This window comes from Streptomyces sp. CNP082, from assembly GCF_059570535.1.
Genome location: NZ_JCANSZ010000092.1, coordinates 1 through 16,396, shown reverse-complemented (window position 1 = coordinate 16,396; position 16,396 = coordinate 1). Strand labels below are relative to the sequence as shown.

Genomic DNA, 16,396 nt, shown 5'->3' with positions numbered 1-16,396 from the left:
CACTGGACCGTCGAGGCCCTGCACCACGTGCGGGACGTCACCTACGCCGAGGACGCCTCCACCGTCCACACCGGCACCGCACCCCGCGCCATGGCCACCTTCCGCAACCTCACCGTCGCCCTGCTCAAGATCCTCGGAGCCGCCAACATCGCCAAGACCACCCGGGCAATCCGCGACCAGCCCGAACGAGCCCTCCCACTCCTGGGAATCACCAACAACCCAGACACCCAAGGAACTTGATCAAGCCCTGTGCGGGACCTCGATGGGGTTAGCACCCTTGCCGGAGACGATGTGTACCCGGGTGGCTGACGTCATGCACGAGTCGGCGCTCGCTCGACTTCGCGACGTCATGCGCCTCGACCTCGGATCCGACTGGGAGCCGGCAGTGGCCAGGTAGCCGCGCTGGCGGAGGCAGAGCCTCATCACGCGCCGGGCCCGGGGCACGGCGTGCTCCGGAAGAAGGGCTTGCCGTGTCAGCTGCGGGATCCTCACAGTCAGTTGGGGCGGGTGGCGTTCCACGGCCTGCGTCGAAGTCCGCGGTGGCGTGGCAGGTGGGGAACGAAGCCGCCCCCGCCTGTGGTGGTGTGTGGAGCCGCAACGGTATTCACTGCACGAATCCTCATGCGGAAATATTTCGCCCCTTCTCGGTGTTGGCCTTCTCCAGGGCGAGGAGGGGATGGTGTCGGGTCTGAAGTTGTTCCGTACGAGCACGGTGGACGGCGGCGTGGCCGAGGTCGCGTCGCGTCTTGCTGAGGTCGAGGCGGATGTGCAGGGCCTGGTCGAGGCGCACATGGAGACGCTGCTGGGGGTGCGGTTCCTGGCGAGTGAGTACGGCACCGGGCCGGTGCACGGGGGCCGGATCGACTCGCTCGGCTTGGACGAGAACGGGTCGCCGGTCGTCGTCGAGTACAAGCGGGGTGTCGAGGCTGGGGTGATCAACCAGGGCCTGTTCTATCTGGCGTGGCTGATGGATCACCGGGCCGAGTTCGAGCACTTGGTCCGCGACCGGCTCGGGGTGACGGCCGCGTCCCAGGTCCTGTGGAGCGGGCCGCGTCTGATCTGTATCGCCGGCGACTTCACCCGCTACGACGTGCATGCCGTGCGGGAGCACCGCAGGTCGATCGATTTGGTCCGCTATAGGCTCTTCGGTAGTGACCTGATCGGTCTTGAGACCGTGGCGTCCGTGAGTGGCGGCATGCAGGTGGCCCGCCGGACACGCCGCAAGGTGGTTGCCCGGGCGGCGGCTGACTTTCAGGGCGCGGCGATGGTGGAGTTGGCGGGCGCGGTCGATGAGGCGCTGCTCGGGCTCGGGGACGGGGTGACCCGTATCGAGCGCAAGCAGTACCGGGCGTATCAGCGGCTGCGGAACTTCGCCTGCCTCATCCCGCCTCAGCAGACCAAGGTGCTGGTCTATCTGAAGGCTGACCCGAAGGATGTCGATCTTGTTCCGGGCTTCACCCGGGACGTGTCCGGTCTCGGTCATCACGGGACTGGTGATCTGGAGGTGCAGCTCCGTACGCCGAGGGACGTGGAGCGGGCGCAGGACTTGTTCCGGGCGAGCTACGCGGCGGCATGATCGAGTGCCACCGGCTCGCACCTGGTGATCTGTGCCTCGTGTTGTGTCTGCTATCGGAGGCGTGGGCCTTTCGAAGTCCGGCCTGGGGGTGGAGGTGGGTCTCCGTGGGGCGTGGGATCGCCGGTTTGACCATGCTGGCGATCCCGGTGCTGTGTTGCTCGGCGCGCGAGGTGGGTGAATTAGCGTGAACGGCTGGCGGGTCGGGCGGCCGTGACCGGTGGGCCGGCCGGCGCGCTGGCGGTGAGGTGGGTCCTGTGCGAGCGGCCCGGCTGGGCAGCTGCGCGTGGCGGTGTCGTGGGCGAGGCTTTCGCAGAGATCGGCCAGTAGCGCAGTGGGGGTGTGCGGGGATGTGTGACGACCCAGGCGGGTCGGTCTGGGCCGGGGTTGGCCCGGATGGTTCAGGTGCCCGGGTTCTGGCTCGGGTGCTGTGCGGTGACGGCATTGAACTGGAGGCCCGCGGCCCCGCCGGGGGATGTCCAGTGGATCTCTCGCCGGTCCATGGTGCGCTTCCATCCGGCGTCGGTGAGCGGCTGGGTGGCTGCGGTTGCGCGATAGTCCGGGGAATTCCCAGGATTGTAGTTACGGCAGGTCTGCCGTTCCCCGGAAAGAGTGACCCCTGCGGTGGGGCGGCTTCGCGTTTTTCACGAAGGCGGAGATTCCTCTGCCCGGGATTGACCGCATCGTGGAGCATAGTGAGAGTGTGGTGGCGCTTTCGTTGCGTGAAGTGACCGGTAGGGGCGTCCGCGTGCGCTAGGGCCGAGAGTTCCTGCTTCCGTTCTCACGATTGTCAGCTCATGCGGTAGTCCGTGCGGCGGGTCTAGCGTGCGAATGCACGAAGATGGGCCCCAAGTTGGCTGGCGCTCGCGTCGGGACCCATCTCCTCGTGCTTTCACCCGACGCACCAGGAGGTACGGAAGTGATGCAGCACGTCCGCAGGGGGCTGGCACGCCTTGTGCCAGCGCCCGTCGAGAGCATTCCTCTGTCTGCGCTGCTCCAAACGGCCGCGGTCAGCGTTTTCCTGCTCACGTTCCGGTTTGGCTCCGCGCTGACCCTCGCCGTCTTGGCGGTGTCGGTCATCTGGCCCGGGGCTTTGCCGACGGAAGTGCAGATGATGCTGACGGCGTCGGCATTCTCGGATCGCAGTGCCGTCTCGTTTATCAAAATCCGCTACGCCGACTGACGCAGCGGTTGGCAGGGCAGCCCGTGTTCCGGCCAACCGGCTGGGTCAGGGGTGAGGTGTCTGCTCGGAACTGTTCGAGCCGACGCCTCGGCTCTGCTCCCCGATGACTGCACCACCACCGCGGCGCACCCGCGCCGGGCGCACGACTCTGCCCTCGTGAGAGGCGGCGCAGTCACGTTCGAATCTGTGGGGTGAACACCATGCTGCTGCGCAACGGCCCGGGCGGGGCACGCGCGACTCTCCAACCCGGCTGCCCCGACTACGCATTGGCCCACCGGCCTCTGGCGCCGCCCCTGAGCGCGCCCCTCACGTACACCGCGTTCTGCCAAGACCACTGGCCGGTTTACTGGCGGTTCGGCTGCGCCGTCGCCGGCTCGCCGTACCGCGGTGCTGAACTCGCCCGCACCGCCCTGCAGGAGGTCGCCGCTCATTGGCCGACGGTGCTGGGAAGCGCATCCGCCTCGGCGGCGGCTTGGGACCTGCTGTCGCAGAAGTGCGCCGCCCGGGGGACGGGACCGGCTGCGCGGCTGCACCGCGTGCTCCCCCGTCTTGAGGTAGACGCCCTCGTCCTGCGCCACAAGATGGGACTGACGCCCCATCAGGCTGGCTACGTCATGGGACTGGCGGAGGCGGACTTCGAACTGCTGCACAGCAAAGCCGTGCTGAACCTCGGGCAGTGAATATGACACCGTCGAATGCCGATTGGTGTGCGCCGGGCATCAAACAGCGCAAGGGCGCCTATTTCATTCGGAGGTGCATCGCTCGATGATGGTTGCCGGTAGCAAATATGCGAGCAACTCCCCTAGCATGGGACGCACCATTGATGCCCCCGTCAGGGCAGGTAGACGCGGGGAGCAGTAGCCTGGGGAGCACCTCATCGTTGATACAAGCAAACCCAGCGTTGCCAGAATGTATGACCACCTCCTCGGCGGCACGGACAATTACATCGTTGACCGGGAGGCATGTGATGAACTGCTGCGCCTTGCCCCCAGTACACGTGAGTTAGCGCTGGTAAACAGGGCGTTCCTTGTGCGTGCGGTCCGATACCTCGCCCGTCAGTGCGGCGTGCGCCGGTTCCTCGACCACGGCTCGGGCCTACCGACCCGTCCGAACGTTCATCAGGTGGCGCAGGAGGTCGACGAGGCCAGTGAAGTGGTCTACCTCGACAATGATCCCGATGTTCTCAGTTATGGCCGCATGATGTTGGCGGAGGATCCGGAGACAACGGCCGTCTTGGGCGCCGACCTGCGTGACACGGAGGCGATCTTCGAGAGCGGGGAAGTCGAACGCCTGCTACGGGACGGGCAGCCCGTAGCGGCCTTGTTCGTAAGTGTTTTGCACTGCATCCCTGATGACGATGATCCGTGGGCGCTGGTGAACAGAGTCGCCCGCCGGCTTCCTCCCGGTAGCTTTTTGGTGATCTCGCAGTTGGCGAGTAACGACCCCGATCTTCGGTGCCAGGTCACGGAGTTCATGCGTCAAGCCACTGGCGGTCAGTGGGGTCGCGTGCGTTCGCTGGAGGAGGTGGAGCGGTACTTCGAGCACTTGGAGGTGCTGGAGACGCCGGGGCCCGTCGAGGTCTCGCGTTGGCTGCCGGACAGCGACTTGGCCCCGCGCCAGAGGGGCCCGGACCCGGAGTGGATCGAATTCGGCGCCGTGGCGCGGGTTATGTAACTACTTGGCGGGACTGCTGGACAGTTCGGCGATGCACTCCAGAAGCAGATCCAGGGTTTCCTGTTTCGACAGTGTCTTGCCCCACGACTCGTCGATCGACGCTTGGTAGTTCTCCATGTTGTCGTCCGACTCGGCGAGGAAAGTGCCGCCGCGGTTCGTGTCTTCGAGATAGACCGTCCGTCCGGAGGCGCTGTGATGCGGCTGGAACAGTGTCATCGCCGGATGGGCGAGTAGCTGCGACTGCGTGACGGAGGAGGGCAGGATGCGGATGTGCACGTTGGGCTTGTTCTCGGCGAGGTTGTGCAGATGCCGCAACTGCTCGCGCATCATGGGCGTGTCGCCCAGCGTAGCCCTTACAGGCTGCTCAAGGATCACTGCGGAGTACTCGGGCGCGTCGGGCTGGTCGAGCAGGTACTGGCGGCGCTGCCGCAGCTCCAGACGCCGCTCCATGGCCGCCAGTTTCTTCTCCCGCTTTGCCGGGTCCGTGTAGGTGTAGAAGTTCTTCATCACCGCCCGGGCGTAGTTGGTGGTCTGGAGCATCCCGGGGATGAGGAGTTGGTGGCACGTCTTGATCACCTTGGACTGGGCCTCAAGGGCGAGCAGGCCGACCATGATGTCGCCGGCGACATCGGAGAAGTGGGTCCACCACTGCTCACCGCGGGACTGCTGCAACAACGTCTCCACCTCTTGGCGGATCTCGGCAGGAGCGTCGTAGAAGCGCAGCAGGGCGTAGATGCGCTCCTCGTTGAGCCTCCTCGTGGTGACCTTCTCGCACCGCTGCAGCGTTGCGAGGGAACCGATCTGCGGGATGTTGTGGTCGGCCACCTGTTCCAGCGTCAGCCCGCGCCGGGTACGCAGATGCCGCAGCAGAGCCCCGATGAGCTGTGCTGCGGCGTCCGGCGTTGCAGGGGGCGCCTGCCCCTCCCGGCCTACCAGGGTGAGAACCTGAGTGGACATCCGAACTCCTCGCGGTGAACGACGGCTTCGCGTCGCGCACCCAGGATGGACAGTCCCCTGGGCTGGGATCAAGCGCTGCCCGCGCGTTTTTAGACAGGCATGTTGCTGAACTCCCCCTTGCCTACGCCGTCGACGAACGCGTTGAACTCGGCCTGTGTGTAGATGAGTGCCGGTCCGTCGGGGAAGCGTGAGTTGCGGAAGGCGTACTCATTCTCGCTGAGACGCGCGACTTCGATACAGTCGTTCAACGCGTCGCTGGCGCTTGCTTTCTGCCACCGTGCTCCGGCGATCTTGTCGGCCGAGATGCCGTTTTCCCACTTGCTCATCCTGTGCCTGCTTTCCGCTCGTGGCCAGCGGTGATGCTTCACCGCCGCACTGCCTCAGCTGGACACACTCACGTGAGTTTTCACTCCGGAGTGAGATTTTCACGGAGTGTGAGAATGATCAGTATTCTATGTCGAGGAAGGACTTGAGCGGTGTCCCTCGAAAGAGTGTTCATATCTCGTATGGAATCACTAGTCAGATCAACCGATTAGTGTCTGTGTCGGTGCTCTGTCGGGGCGAAGAATGGCCGGACTTCAACCCGTGGCGGGGGGAGGGTGGGGCTTCGTTGCGGCCGTGGTTCACGTTGGTGCGGACTTCGGCGGGCCGCGCGTTCCGTGGCGGTCAGGAGGGCCGGGCCGGGGCGCATGTCCGTGCCGTGGGCCTTCTCAAAGGCAAGCAGAGCCTGGGCGGGTGAGTCGAAGGTTCCGACGACCTGGCGTAGGTGGTCCTCGTCGTGGAGGTGGACGCTCTTGCCGGTGTGCAGGTAGGTGCCGACCGCGGAGGGGGTCTTTGTCGGCGAAGCCGTCGGCGTCGGCATGGGCGTGGATGAGGAGATGGCCGCGGTGGATGTCGTCGTGGATCTTCTGCGCCCGGTTGGAGATCTCGCGGATTTCGCTGCGGGTGCACCATGGCATCGGATACTCCGCGCAGGTCCAGTCTTCGTCCATGGTCTTCTGGAGTCGCGGGGTGATCTCGACAGTGATGTCGGCGGCGGACCGGTGCTGGGCGGAGTCCTTGGCCCAGTAGGGGCTCCTCGTGGTCGATGCGGACCAGGATCAGGATGTTGTCGCCGACGATGGTCCAGTCGGCGCCCTCCAGAGCCAGGCGGGCAACGTGGGCCTGGGTGCCGGTCAGTACGGCGGTGGCGGCGCTCAGATGCGTCGGGTGGGTGCCGAGGCGGACGTGGGCGTCAATGGGTGCGGTCACGGGGGTGCCGTCTCATCTGCCGGTGGCCGGACCCTCGGGTTCGGCCACCGGCGTACGTGGGGTTTATCGGGTGGCTCGTGCCGTGCGGACAGTGGCCGCGGCGGTGGTCGGCGGTGGCCAGGCCCGGGCGGGGCTCGCGGGAGGTGGTCGTGGCGCCGGGACCGCCCCGGTGGCCTGTTGCCAGCGGGTGCGGACGGCGGCGAGGCCGGCGAGGGCGTGGCGGGCGCCGACGACGAGCTGGAACGGGGTGTTCGCCGGGTCACCGGCGAACGCGGTGATGCGTCGGCCGGTGTGTTCTACGGTGGTCAGGAGGGAGCGCTGCAGGGCCCGTTCGGCCCAGTGCTCGACGGACCCGGCGGGTTCGGCCAGCAGGCGCAGGACCTCGCCCGGTTCACTGCCGTCGTCCAGCAGACGGCGCCGCTGCGCCTCCCACAAAACGGTGACGGAGTCGACGGGTTCGCGTCGTCGGGCCAGGGTGGTGAGGCACTGCCACAGGCCGGTGTGCAGCGGCAAGGTGAGGTCGTCGGGCAGCAGCCACCGGACGGCTTCGATGTCGCCGGGACGGGCCGTGGCGGTGGCGAGCAGCATCCGCTCTTCCTCGACGGCCTCCGCGTGGTCGGACGTGGTGGTCGGGGGCGGTGGCTTGGTGCGGGGAAGTGCGGTTGCGCGGGGCGGGTAGCGGTTCGCGATGTCGTCCACGACCGCGGAGAGTGCGTCGGCTTCGGCGAGCACGGTCTGGACGGGGTGGGGGAGGGAGACGTCGTGGACGGTGTGGGTGAGGCGTTCGGCGGCGGTGTGCAGGCGGCGGCGGGCGTGCTCGGCCTCGACGATCCGGGCGTAGGCAGGGGCGTGGCCGTGGCGGGGGCAGTGGTGGATGAGGGTGTGCAGGTAGGAGGCGGTCAGCCCGGGCGCCTGCTGTCGGCCGGTGGCGAGTACGCGGTCGAGCCATGTGGTGTTCTTTGCGTGCTCGGCGGGGTCGGGCCGCGGCAGGGTGGTGATCGCGGCGTAGAGGGCGGCGTGCGCTGCGGTGGAGAACGATTCGGCGGCAACGCCGTGCACGTCGTCCAGGCGGTGCGGGTCGAACAGGAGGGCGCCGAGGAGGGCCTGCTCGGCGTGGAACACGGGCGTAGGCGGTGCGATGGGGGCGAGGTCGTCTTCGTCGGCTTCGGGGGAGTGGCGCATCAGGCGGCGAGGGCGAAGTCGTCGGGGTCGAGGGCGATGCCGATGTGCGGGGCGAGGAGATGGCCGGCGAGTAGCGGTGGGACGGCATTGCCGATCTGGGAGAACTTTTGGCCCTTGTTGCCGGCCCAGGGGTAGTCGGCGGGGAAGGTCTGCAGAACACCGGCCTCGCAGGCGGTGATCCGGATCGGCTCGGGAGCGCCCGGCATCTCGGTGTCCTCGGTCGTCGGCGAGGCGGGCTCGGCGACCCAGGTGCATTCGTTTGCGCGGTGCCCGAAGAACAGCGTGCCGGCCGGCTCGGACAGCGGCCGGACGGTGGCGTTGGTCTGGCTGTTGCTGCGCAGGGCCCAGGACCAGCGAGCGGCCTCGGCGGTGCACGTCGGCGCCCGATGGTCGGGGGTCTGGTTGTGGCGTGTGCCGGGCCGGGCTGCCCGTCCGGTGCCTTCGCGGCGGGCACGCAGGACCACCGCGTCCGGCCGGGGCATCCAGGTGCCGTGATCCCGGGCGTCGGACAGCGTCTTGCGGGAGCCTGACGGGAACGGCTCGGGGCCGCCGCCGGGCCCGCCGCCCGCGCAGACGGTCGGGACGGGCCGATCGGTCGCGCCCCATCCCAGGGCCTGGGCCATGCTGACCCAGCCGGCCCGGCCCGGGCCGAACAGCGACTCCGGCTCGGCGAGGTGCGCATGTGTCGGCGCGGGGGGATGCGCCGTACGGACCCGGGAGGCCAGCAGAATGGCCCGCCTTCTCGTCTGCGGCACCCCGTAGTCCGCTGCGTTGAGGATGCCCGTCCACACCGAGTAGCCCCAGGCACGCAGGATCGCCGCGTACTGCTGCCACAGCGGAAGGACGTGCGGGACTTCCTCCATCGCGATCCACTCGGGCTCGCCGGCGGCGTTGAGGGCGTGCAGGTAGCGCATCGGCTCGGCGGCCAGGAGCGAGCGCTTATCGCGGCAGGCGGACAGCAGTCGGGCGCGGGTGTCGCGGCCGGCGGAGAGATCCTCGACCGCCTGGTGGACCAGCGGCTGGTCGACGAGGCCGAGTCGTTTTCCGGCGGTGCTCCAAGCCTGGCACGGGGGCGAGGCGATCAGCCCGTGTGTCCGGCCGGGGAAAGGCCATGTCGGGTACGCCGCGACGTCGGTGCGGATGGTCAGGTGTCCGGCGGCGGCGCGGGTCCGGCAGGCCCATGGGTCCCATTCCAGGCCGATATCCCGTACGCCGAGGACGTTCAGTGCCTGGCTCCAGCCTCCCGGCCCCGCGAAGAGATCGAGGATCACGCGGCCAGATCGAAGTCGTCCTGCGCGGCGTCGCCGCGGCACGCCCAGGGCGAGCAGCCGTCCACGACACCCTTCTCCAGTTCTTCGGCCTCGTCCGCGCTCAGGGCTGCTCGTTCGCCTGCGGTGACGTGGTCGATCGGAGCCTGGTCGAGGGGCACCCGGGAGCGGTGCAGGAACGCCTGGCCGAGCAGGTGGTTTCCGGTGGCGGTGGCGCGGGCGTTGCCGTTGCGGATGGCCGCGTCGAATTCGACGACGTCCGCCCACTCCTCCGGGGAGTTGTCCCGGATGTGTCTCCATTGCGCGTTGCCGTGGAAGGGGCATCCGAGGCAGCTCGATTTCGGTGTCCCGGCGAAGCCGAGCGATGTTAGATATCGGGTGCAGTCGACTCTGGTCCAGTCGAGTTCCAGCAGCGGGTGCCGGTTGCGCATGTACTGGACGTCGGCGTCTTTGGCCCGGTGGAACTCGTCGGTGGAGATGCCCACCCACTGCTCGACGAACACTCCCTTGGGGATGCGTGCAGGGTAGGGGTAGCCGAGGAGTTCACGGACCTTTTGCTTGATCGGTTTTATCTTGTATTCGCCGGTGCTTCTCTGCACTTCACCCGAACGGGTGGCTATGGGTATGTGGCTCTTCAAAGGGCCTCCGGAGGTGTGGGGTTGGTTCGGGGCTTGGGAATGCCCAGGTCGACGGATGGGCGCTGGGCTCGACGTTGTGTCTCGTCCCGTTTGGCGCGGAGGAAGGTGAGGGTGAGTTCGATGCCTTCGATCTCACCGATCCAGCCTTCGGCTTCCGCGCGGGCCCGGCGGTCGAGTAGGTCGGCTTCCAGTTCCGCGAGGCGGGGAAGCATCTTGGGATTGACGTGCAGCATGGGGCAGCGGACGCAGGCGTGTTCGTGCTGGCAGGGTGTTCCGTAGGGGCGTCCGCAGGCGCCGAGTTCGACCTTCCGGTGGTCGAAGTGCTCCTCGAACTCGTCCCACTCCTGCTTCGTCGTGTCCCGGTATTCGCCGGCGGGTCGAGCCTGTCGCCGCTGGTGGATGTGGTCCTGGTAGTGACGGACCACGTCTTCGTCGAAGACGGCGACGTAGCCGCGGGTGGTCTGGACGTTGAGATGGCCGAGCAGAGCCGCCCCGATGTGGATGGGCAGCCCGCTGTTGACGAGCTCGGTGATGAAGATCCGGCGAAAGTCGTGCGGGGTGAACCTCAGTTCTCGGAACGCTGGGTGCGTCTCCGCAAGGGCCTGACCGCGGCGAATGATCATCTGTTGGATGGCGGCCATGCTGAAGGCGGCGGGCGCGGAGCCGTTCTGCCGTTGAAACAGGAACGGCATGGGCGCGCTCCAGACCTTGTCGTGGTTGTCGTAGCGGCTGACCAGCGGAATCGACCGGCCATGGCGCGTGTGGCGGCGGATGACAGACGCGATGACGTGGAACAGTTCTGCGGACATGGGGATGACGCGTTCGCGGTCGGTCTTGGACGGGGCGACGACCAGGAGGGCGATGACCTCGCCGTTGGGTCGTTGGTACTGGCGGATGCTCAGATGCGTCAGCTCGCACATCTCCTCGATGCGGACACCTGAGTGCCGCAGCGTCTCGACGCTCGCCCAGTCCCAGAAGGCGGCTTCCTCGTCTGCGCCGATGTGGATGAGCTGGCCGCTGTCCTCGTTGCGGACTCTGGTGGGGACAGGGTCACCGTGACGCAGGAGCTTGTGGTCGGCCTCCGTGATGACCCGGCGGTAGGTGGTCCCGTCGTGGGTGAAGACCGCTCCGTCCGCGGCCTTGTCGGCGAGTTCGAGCAGCGTGCGGGCGTGCTCGTAGCGTTGTTCGACGTGCGCGACAAGGATGGGGAGGAGGGGCTGGCGCTGGCGTGTGCGGTCGGCGGAGCGTTCGTTGATCCTGCGCCGCCGGGTGCCCAGGCCGTGTAGTTCTCCCGGTGGGACCGGGCAGGGGGCGACCCAGGCCCCCCAGCGTTCGGGCTCCTCGGCGGCCCAGGTGTGCAGGTCGTAGTAGAAGCTGCGGACGGTAATGACGATTCCGTCCTGGCCGACTCGCGGCTTCCCGTTGTCCTTCAGCTCGATCGACTCGCGCCAGGCCGCGTAGAGCTCGGGGCCGATGCGCAGGTCGGCCTGGTCGGGGTTGAGCCGTTCGATCTTCTCCCAGAAGTGGTGCACGAGCGTGAGGGCGAGCTGCTTGATGGTCGAGTAGTCGTTGTCGACCCGGCGCCTGAGGCAGTAGTCGATCAGCAGGTTCCGGATGGCCTGGTTGCGGACGGGGTACTGGTCGACGAGCTCCTCGACGGTGCGCTGTCCGCGCATGAGCGCGGCCCGCATCGTCGCCGGCGTGGCGGGCGGAAAGTGCCCCATGGTGTGCAGGGCGTTCCACATGCTGTGGCCGATCAGCCGGTTGGCGACCTTGTTGTCAGGTTCCATCTGGCAGCGAGCCCGGCGGTTCTCGTGAGCGAAGAACAGCAGGGACGGCGCGGTGACGTCGGCCAGCGCGACCCCCTGGACGGCCAGCAGGTTGCACAGATCGAACAGCGCTTCGCGCTGGTGGACGTGCCGCAGCGGCATCGCGGCGACGTGCTCGGCGTACCTGTCCAGCAGAGGGTCGTGCTGGGCGGCGACGAACATGGTCGCGAAGTGCTGGAAGGGGTTGCGGCGGAACGCGAGCTGCGAGGGCCGGACAGCGCGCAGGCAGAACAGCGTCCGCACTCCCGGGGTGACGGCGACTCCGGTGGTCCGGCGAGCTCCGAGCGACTTCGCAGGGACCAGTGCCTGCCCCACCGGGCTGGCGTCCCACCGTTCCTGCCAGGTGTCACCCGGGAAGTCCGACAGGTACTCCAGGACCCAGCGGGTGGCCTGCCCCCGCTGGTGCCGCGTGACTTGCGCGGCGTCCTCCCAGACATCCACCGCCAGCCGGGCGATGTGGCTGATGGAGGCGCAGGACAGGTCCCCGAACGGCTGCGGTGGGGTCGTGGCCACCGCGGGCTGGGGGTCCACCGGGCCGCCGACGAACCGGCTGGCGAAGGTCAGGCCCTCGGCGACGGGCCCGTGGCGGCGGCTGACGCCCGTTGTGCGGCTGAGCTGCGACTTAGGCACCGAACACCGCCTTGATGTCCTCGGCCGCATAGCCTGCGGGGTAGCTGGTCTGCGGGCGTGGCGCGTTGTAGTGCTCGGTGAGCTTGTCGAAGATCTCCTCGACCCGGGCAGTCAGGTAGCGGCTGGTGGTCTGGATGTCGGTGTGCCGCATGATCGCCTGGACCTCGGCCAGCGTGAGTTTGCCGCCGTTGGCCATCCGAGATGCGGCCGTGTGCCGCAGGTCGTGCAGCGTCCAGTTCGTGCCCAGCAGGCCGTTCGCTCGCTGCAGGATCCGCCGCATCGCCCAGTAGGACAGCGGCCGACTCGCCCCGCGACGTGTCCGCCATACTGGCTCGCCTTTCGGCGGTGTGCCCACCTCGTCGAGGTAGCGGGCCAGCCGGACGAATGCCTGCGGCGAGGCCGGCACCGCCTCCCGCTCCCGGCTGCCCTTCGAGACCACGTAGATCCGCTTACCTGCCCAGTCGACGTCCTCCACGCTGACACCGAGCAGTTCGACGGCGCGGGCGCCGCTGGAGACGTAGAACTCCAGCAGAGCCCGGTCGCGTTCGCACCCCATCCGTTCGAACAGCTCGTCCCACAGCCGATCGGGAATCGAGCGTGGCGGCCGGTCAGTCACCTTCTGCCGCAGCCGCGCTCGGCTGACGACCACCTGGGGCTCCAACGGGCTGCGGTGGGCCAGTGCCCGCCGGCGCTGCGGCGACACCGGGACCGGATTGACCACCGGACCGTTGCCCTGGTGCGCGTGGAAGTCGTAGAACCCGCTGACCACCGACAGGGCGTGGTTGATCGTCCGGGGCGCGTACCCGGCCCGCAGATGCGGCTTGCCCGTGCGCAGGTTCACCGCCCCCGGGGCCTGCCCGCCGGGCCGGGAACGATGACGCTGCGGGTTGGACGCGGTACGCAACCAACCGGCCAACACAGCAACTTCGGCCTCGGTCGCCTTCTCCCAAGACACCCCGAGCAGCCACAGAAGCCGAAACCACCGCAGAATCCCGTACCCATAACTCCGTACCGTCAGGGGGCTGCAGTCATTCAGCGCCAGGTCCCGCAGGTAGGCGGTCGCTGCCTCGATCTCGTCGTCGTACGCGTTGACCACCACGTACGGCGGGTGAACACCTCGGGCGGGTAGCACAGCACCCACCCGGGGCAGTTCGGCCCGGCCCTCCATCAGCTCATGTCGAAGTTCCACGGAACTCCTCCTCGTTGGTCGCATCTATCTGCGAGCTGATCAACGAGGTGAGTTGGTGCAGATAACTGTGCATTGCCGTCGGGTCATGCCGGGTCGCCCGTCCTTGTTGAGGATGTGGAGGGGCATGGACGCGAATCGGTGTTCCGGGTCCAGGGCATCTTCGCGGATGTTCCCGGACGAGACGCGCAGGACGGGTATCCCGGCGGGCCTGGCGATGTCTCGTTCCAGGCGGTCGAGATGGGCGTAGACGGCTTTCGGTTCCCAGCCGGTGTCGGCGAATATGGCGTAGTCGATCTTCGGGAGTATCCCTTCGGCCGAAAGGGCGAGGAGGGTGCTGGACTGAACTCCCGCGCCGAGGGAAAGGGCGCGGAAGCGGGGCTGATCTGAAATGGTCTGTCCTGAAGACGGGGAAACGGGGGGCGCGCTGTCGGGGCGGCAGGCAGGGGAGCGGGAGCGTCGTACCCGGCGGAGACCCGGTTGTGGGGGGCGTCTGCGTGGGATCAACGAGTTCTGCGTGGACGCCGAGTTGCCGGCGGTGCGGCGGTGTCGGCGGCCGACTGGCCGTGGGGTGCGGCCGGGATGTCGGCCAGTGTGGGGATGCCGAGGCTGATGCGGACATCCAGTCCGTGGGCGTGGGCGTGCCCGTCGGCCTGGGTGACGGCGCTGATCAGACTGCGTTTGCTCAGCTTGTCCGGCGGGCGGTAGGACGAGCCGTCTGCCGTCGGGATGAAGTGGTGTTGTTCCAGAATGGAGCGGGCTGTGACGCTCTTGGCTGTCGCCGAGACGGTGTTGTCGCTGAACCGGAAGTGGAGATCCGGATTTCTTACGGGACGATCGGGGCTCCAGGGCGTCGTCCAGGAGAAGTCGATCAGGTCGTGGGTGTGGGCCAGGAGCCCGTACACGGTGGCTCCGGCGCGTTCGTGCGATTCCTGAGCCGTGGCCGGCGGCAGGACATAGAGGGTGCGGCCGTGGTGCCCGCGTGCCTGGAACCCGGCCTCGGTCAGCATCCGGTCGGCGTCAGGGATGCGGCGGTTGATGATCACGAAGGTGTGCGCGTCGTCGGTGGATCCGATGAACACGGCGGGGACATACAGAAAAGACACCTTGCTCCAGTGGCAATTTCAGGCTGGGGATGTGGCGCTGGTTCGGCGGGCGCGTGACCCGACGGGATTGGTGCCGAACCGTCGGCGCTGCGGGGGTAGCCGGAACCGAGGCGGACGGCCCCGCTACGGCTGGCGTGTGCGGTTCAGCCCGGGGACGGGCTGGAGGCGCGCTTCTCGGCCGGGATGTGCGGTGTAGGTGTCGCGGTCGGGGCCTGCGCCTCGGCGAGGTGCGATTTCATGGTGCCCGCCACGTACATGCACAGGATTCCGGTGAGGTCCAGTTGGTGTGCGGCGTCGGTCATATGGCCGGACATTTCCTTTGCCGCGGTGGAACGGCGGTGTGCGCGTATCGAGTCCGTCGGTTCCGGAACTCCCGGGGATTCCTGGCCGCTGAAGTCGTTGGCGGCCAGGCGCTGGTCAGTTCCTGGACGGCGACGGCGGCGGAGGAGTTTCCATGGGCGGAAGCGGCACACGCATCAGCTGAGACAGAACGGTGCACCGCGAGAGCGTGACGTCCAGGATCCGAAGCATCCGGGCCCCGCCCCGGCCGGCCAGCACTACACCGACGTCCTCCACCAAACGCTGCAATGGCGGCGTGCGCCGCTGGTAGCGCACGGTCAGCCCCGGCACCTGCTCGGCGAAGGTTACCTTCGGACAGGCCGGGTTCTCGCAGTACAGGCGGCGTACGGACAAGTCGATCCACAGAGGCCGGCCTCCGAGAGCGACGTCGGCGAGGCGCCGTTCGTAGCGGCTGTGGAACCACTGGCTGAGGTGGCCGCATCCGGTACATCTGGCGGGCGCACCGGACCTCGTGCGGGCGCGGACCGCCACAACAACATCAGAGACATCGACCGAAAGCACCTCCACGTCGGCCAACTGCGGTAAGAGACTTGCCAGTTCAATGGAGCACAGTCACAGACTGCCCGCCACGCGTGTCACCGAGATGATCTCCCGCTACGAAAATCTTGCCAGAGCCACTTTAACCTCGAAGTTTCGTGACGGTCCGCCGGTGGAGTCGGTGGGCCGTTTTCGGGCTGCGGGTTGAGGTTGGGGAGGGCGAAGGCCCGAGTGTCGCCTCGGGGTGGCGCCGGGTTCCACTGCTCCGGGTGTTGAGGTGTTGTCGAAGGGTCGAGGAGTCCGCTGGTCAGCCGGTGTCCGGTAGTTGGGTGAGCCGGTCGAGGGCGGTGGTGATGTGGCTGGTGAAGGGCCAGTGCCTGGCCAGGCGGAGGAACGTTCGGCGGCCGGTGGTCACGAGTTGTCCGGCCGCGGTGAACAGGCGAAGCCGTAGGCGGCGGGGCTCCCAGAGCCGGGCGGTGCCGGTCAGCGCGAGCATCGGCATCCAGGCCAGCAGGTCGAGCGCGATCTGCACGATCTCCAGCCAGATGCGGTTCTGGGCGGTCGTGTGCAGGGGGAGGTTGCGCAGGCCGGTGGCCCGGGCGGCTCGGATGCGGTCCTCGGCCCTTGCCCGCAGCCGGTGACGGAGTTCGAGTTCGGCGATCGGGCGGTCGGTGGTGTTGGTGGCGAAGCAGGTCAGCCGCATGCCGTCGGCGTCGGTGAGCCTCAACTGGGCGCCGGGGTGGGGACGTTCCTTCCTCGCGATGAGCCGCATCCCCTTCGGCCAGCCGGCCAGGACGTCGCCGGTGAGTTCGGCGACCCAGGCGCCGTCACGGATCTCGCCGTCCGGCTCGACGGCCGGCGTCCAGGCAGAGGGCGGAACCTTCAGCACGTGCTGGTGGATCGCGTCGGTGATAACCATGCCGACTGAGTAGGACAGCCATCGTCCACGCCGGGCGAGCCAGGCGACGAAGTCGTGGGTGCCGCCCGCGGAGTCGGTGCGGATCAGGGTCTGCCGTCCACGCCGGTAGGTCTTCGGCAGTTGGGCCAGGGCCAGGCCGGCGGCGGTGATGTGGTCGGCGGCC

The 16,396-nt window shown here is 67.9% G+C and carries 15 protein-coding genes and 2 pseudogenes; 5 read left to right on the top strand and 12 right to left on the bottom strand.

Annotation, left to right across the window (positions count from 1 at the left end; genetic code table 11):
- The 5 genes and pseudogenes from B124_RS35400 to B124_RS35380 all read left to right on the top strand — a co-directional run.
- Positions 1 to 240: pseudogene (locus B124_RS35400) on the top strand (ISAs1 family transposase); the annotation flags it as partial.
- Positions 241 to 679: 439 nt separating this feature from the next.
- Positions 680 to 1,576 carry a DUF5655 domain-containing protein gene (locus tag B124_RS35395; RefSeq protein ID WP_496507136.1) on the top strand — a complete coding sequence of 299 codons (897 nt, stop codon included), beginning with the start codon at positions 680 to 682 and terminating at the stop codon, positions 1,574 to 1,576.
- A 916-nt stretch (positions 1,577 to 2,492) separates the two neighbouring features.
- Positions 2,493 to 2,756, top strand: a complete 264-nt coding sequence (locus B124_RS35390; protein WP_496507135.1) for a hypothetical protein — start codon at positions 2,493 to 2,495, stop codon at positions 2,754 to 2,756.
- Between the two features lie 191 nt (positions 2,757 to 2,947).
- Positions 2,948 to 3,436 carry a hypothetical protein gene (locus B124_RS35385; protein ID WP_496507134.1) on the top strand — a complete coding sequence of 163 codons (489 nt, stop codon included), beginning with the start codon at positions 2,948 to 2,950 and terminating at the stop codon, positions 3,434 to 3,436.
- 196 nt (positions 3,437 to 3,632) lie between these two features.
- A complete protein-coding gene (locus tag B124_RS35380; RefSeq protein ID WP_496507138.1) occupies positions 3,633 to 4,430 on the top strand; it encodes an SAM-dependent methyltransferase in 798 nt (265 codons plus the stop codon).
- On the opposite strand, the gene B124_RS35375 is transcribed toward B124_RS35380, so the two are convergent.
- The 12 genes and pseudogenes from B124_RS35375 to B124_RS35320 form a co-directional block, all read right to left on the bottom strand.
- Positions 4,431 to 5,387, bottom strand: a complete 957-nt coding sequence (locus tag B124_RS35375; RefSeq protein WP_496507133.1) for a helix-turn-helix domain-containing protein — start codon at positions 5,385 to 5,387, stop codon at positions 4,431 to 4,433.
- Positions 5,388 to 5,476: 89 nt separating this feature from the next.
- Positions 5,477 to 5,713, bottom strand: a complete 237-nt coding sequence (locus B124_RS35370) for a DUF397 domain-containing protein (RefSeq protein WP_496507132.1) — start codon at positions 5,711 to 5,713, stop codon at positions 5,477 to 5,479.
- Between the two features lie 988 nt (positions 5,714 to 6,701).
- On the bottom strand, positions 6,702 to 7,820 hold the full coding sequence (locus tag B124_RS35365) for a DnaB-like helicase N-terminal domain-containing protein (RefSeq protein ID WP_496507131.1): 1,119 nt from the start codon (positions 7,818 to 7,820) through the stop codon (positions 6,702 to 6,704).
- Positions 7,820 to 9,091 (bottom strand): DNA cytosine methyltransferase, encoded by a 1,272-nt coding sequence (locus B124_RS35360; RefSeq protein WP_496507130.1) that lies wholly within the window; start codon positions 9,089 to 9,091, stop codon positions 7,820 to 7,822. The genes B124_RS35365 and B124_RS35360 overlap by 1 nt, the downstream gene beginning before the upstream one ends.
- Positions 9,088 to 9,687: a hypothetical protein gene (locus B124_RS35355; protein WP_496507129.1), complete on the bottom strand. Its 600-nt coding sequence runs from the start codon at positions 9,685 to 9,687 to the stop codon at positions 9,088 to 9,090. Before B124_RS35355 ends, B124_RS35360 begins: the two co-directional genes overlap by 4 nt.
- A gap of 35 nt (positions 9,688 to 9,722) precedes the next feature.
- Complete coding sequence (locus B124_RS35350) at positions 9,723 to 12,185, bottom strand: tyrosine-type recombinase/integrase (protein WP_496507128.1); 2,463 nt, start codon at positions 12,183 to 12,185, stop codon at positions 9,723 to 9,725.
- A complete protein-coding gene (locus B124_RS35345; RefSeq protein ID WP_496507127.1) occupies positions 12,178 to 13,374 on the bottom strand; it encodes a tyrosine-type recombinase/integrase in 1,197 nt (398 codons plus the stop codon). The genes B124_RS35350 and B124_RS35345 overlap by 8 nt, the downstream gene beginning before the upstream one ends.
- A 66-nt stretch (positions 13,375 to 13,440) precedes the next feature.
- Positions 13,441 to 13,764, bottom strand: a pseudogene (locus B124_RS35340) (adenine nucleotide alpha hydrolase family protein); the annotation flags it as partial.
- 110 nt (positions 13,765 to 13,874) lie between these two features.
- Positions 13,875 to 14,453, bottom strand: a complete 579-nt coding sequence (locus B124_RS35335) for a hypothetical protein (protein ID WP_496507126.1) — start codon at positions 14,451 to 14,453, stop codon at positions 13,875 to 13,877.
- A gap of 167 nt (positions 14,454 to 14,620) precedes the next feature.
- Positions 14,621 to 14,779: a hypothetical protein gene (locus B124_RS35330; protein ID WP_496507125.1), complete on the bottom strand. Its 159-nt coding sequence runs from the start codon at positions 14,777 to 14,779 to the stop codon at positions 14,621 to 14,623.
- 115 nt (positions 14,780 to 14,894) lie between these two features.
- Positions 14,895 to 15,344 (bottom strand): transposase family protein, encoded by a 450-nt coding sequence (locus B124_RS35325; protein ID WP_496507137.1) that lies wholly within the window; start codon positions 15,342 to 15,344, stop codon positions 14,895 to 14,897.
- Between the two features lie 277 nt (positions 15,345 to 15,621).
- Positions 15,622 to 16,396 (bottom strand): transposase (locus B124_RS35320; protein ID WP_496507124.1); only part of this gene is annotated, 775 nt, incomplete at its 5' end.

Coding starts and splice junctions, on each gene's coding strand:
- B124_RS35365 (WP_496507131.1), bottom strand. CDS start 7,820: ATGCGCCACTCCCCCGAAGCCGACGAAGACGACCTCGCCCCCATCGCA.
- B124_RS35330 (WP_496507125.1), bottom strand. CDS start 14,779: ATGACCGACGCCGCACACCAACTGGACCTCACCGGAATCCTGTGCATG.
- B124_RS35375 (WP_496507133.1), bottom strand. CDS start 5,387: ATGTCCACTCAGGTTCTCACCCTGGTAGGCCGGGAGGGGCAGGCGCCC.
- B124_RS35370 (WP_496507132.1), bottom strand. CDS start 5,713: ATGAGCAAGTGGGAAAACGGCATCTCGGCCGACAAGATCGCCGGAGCA.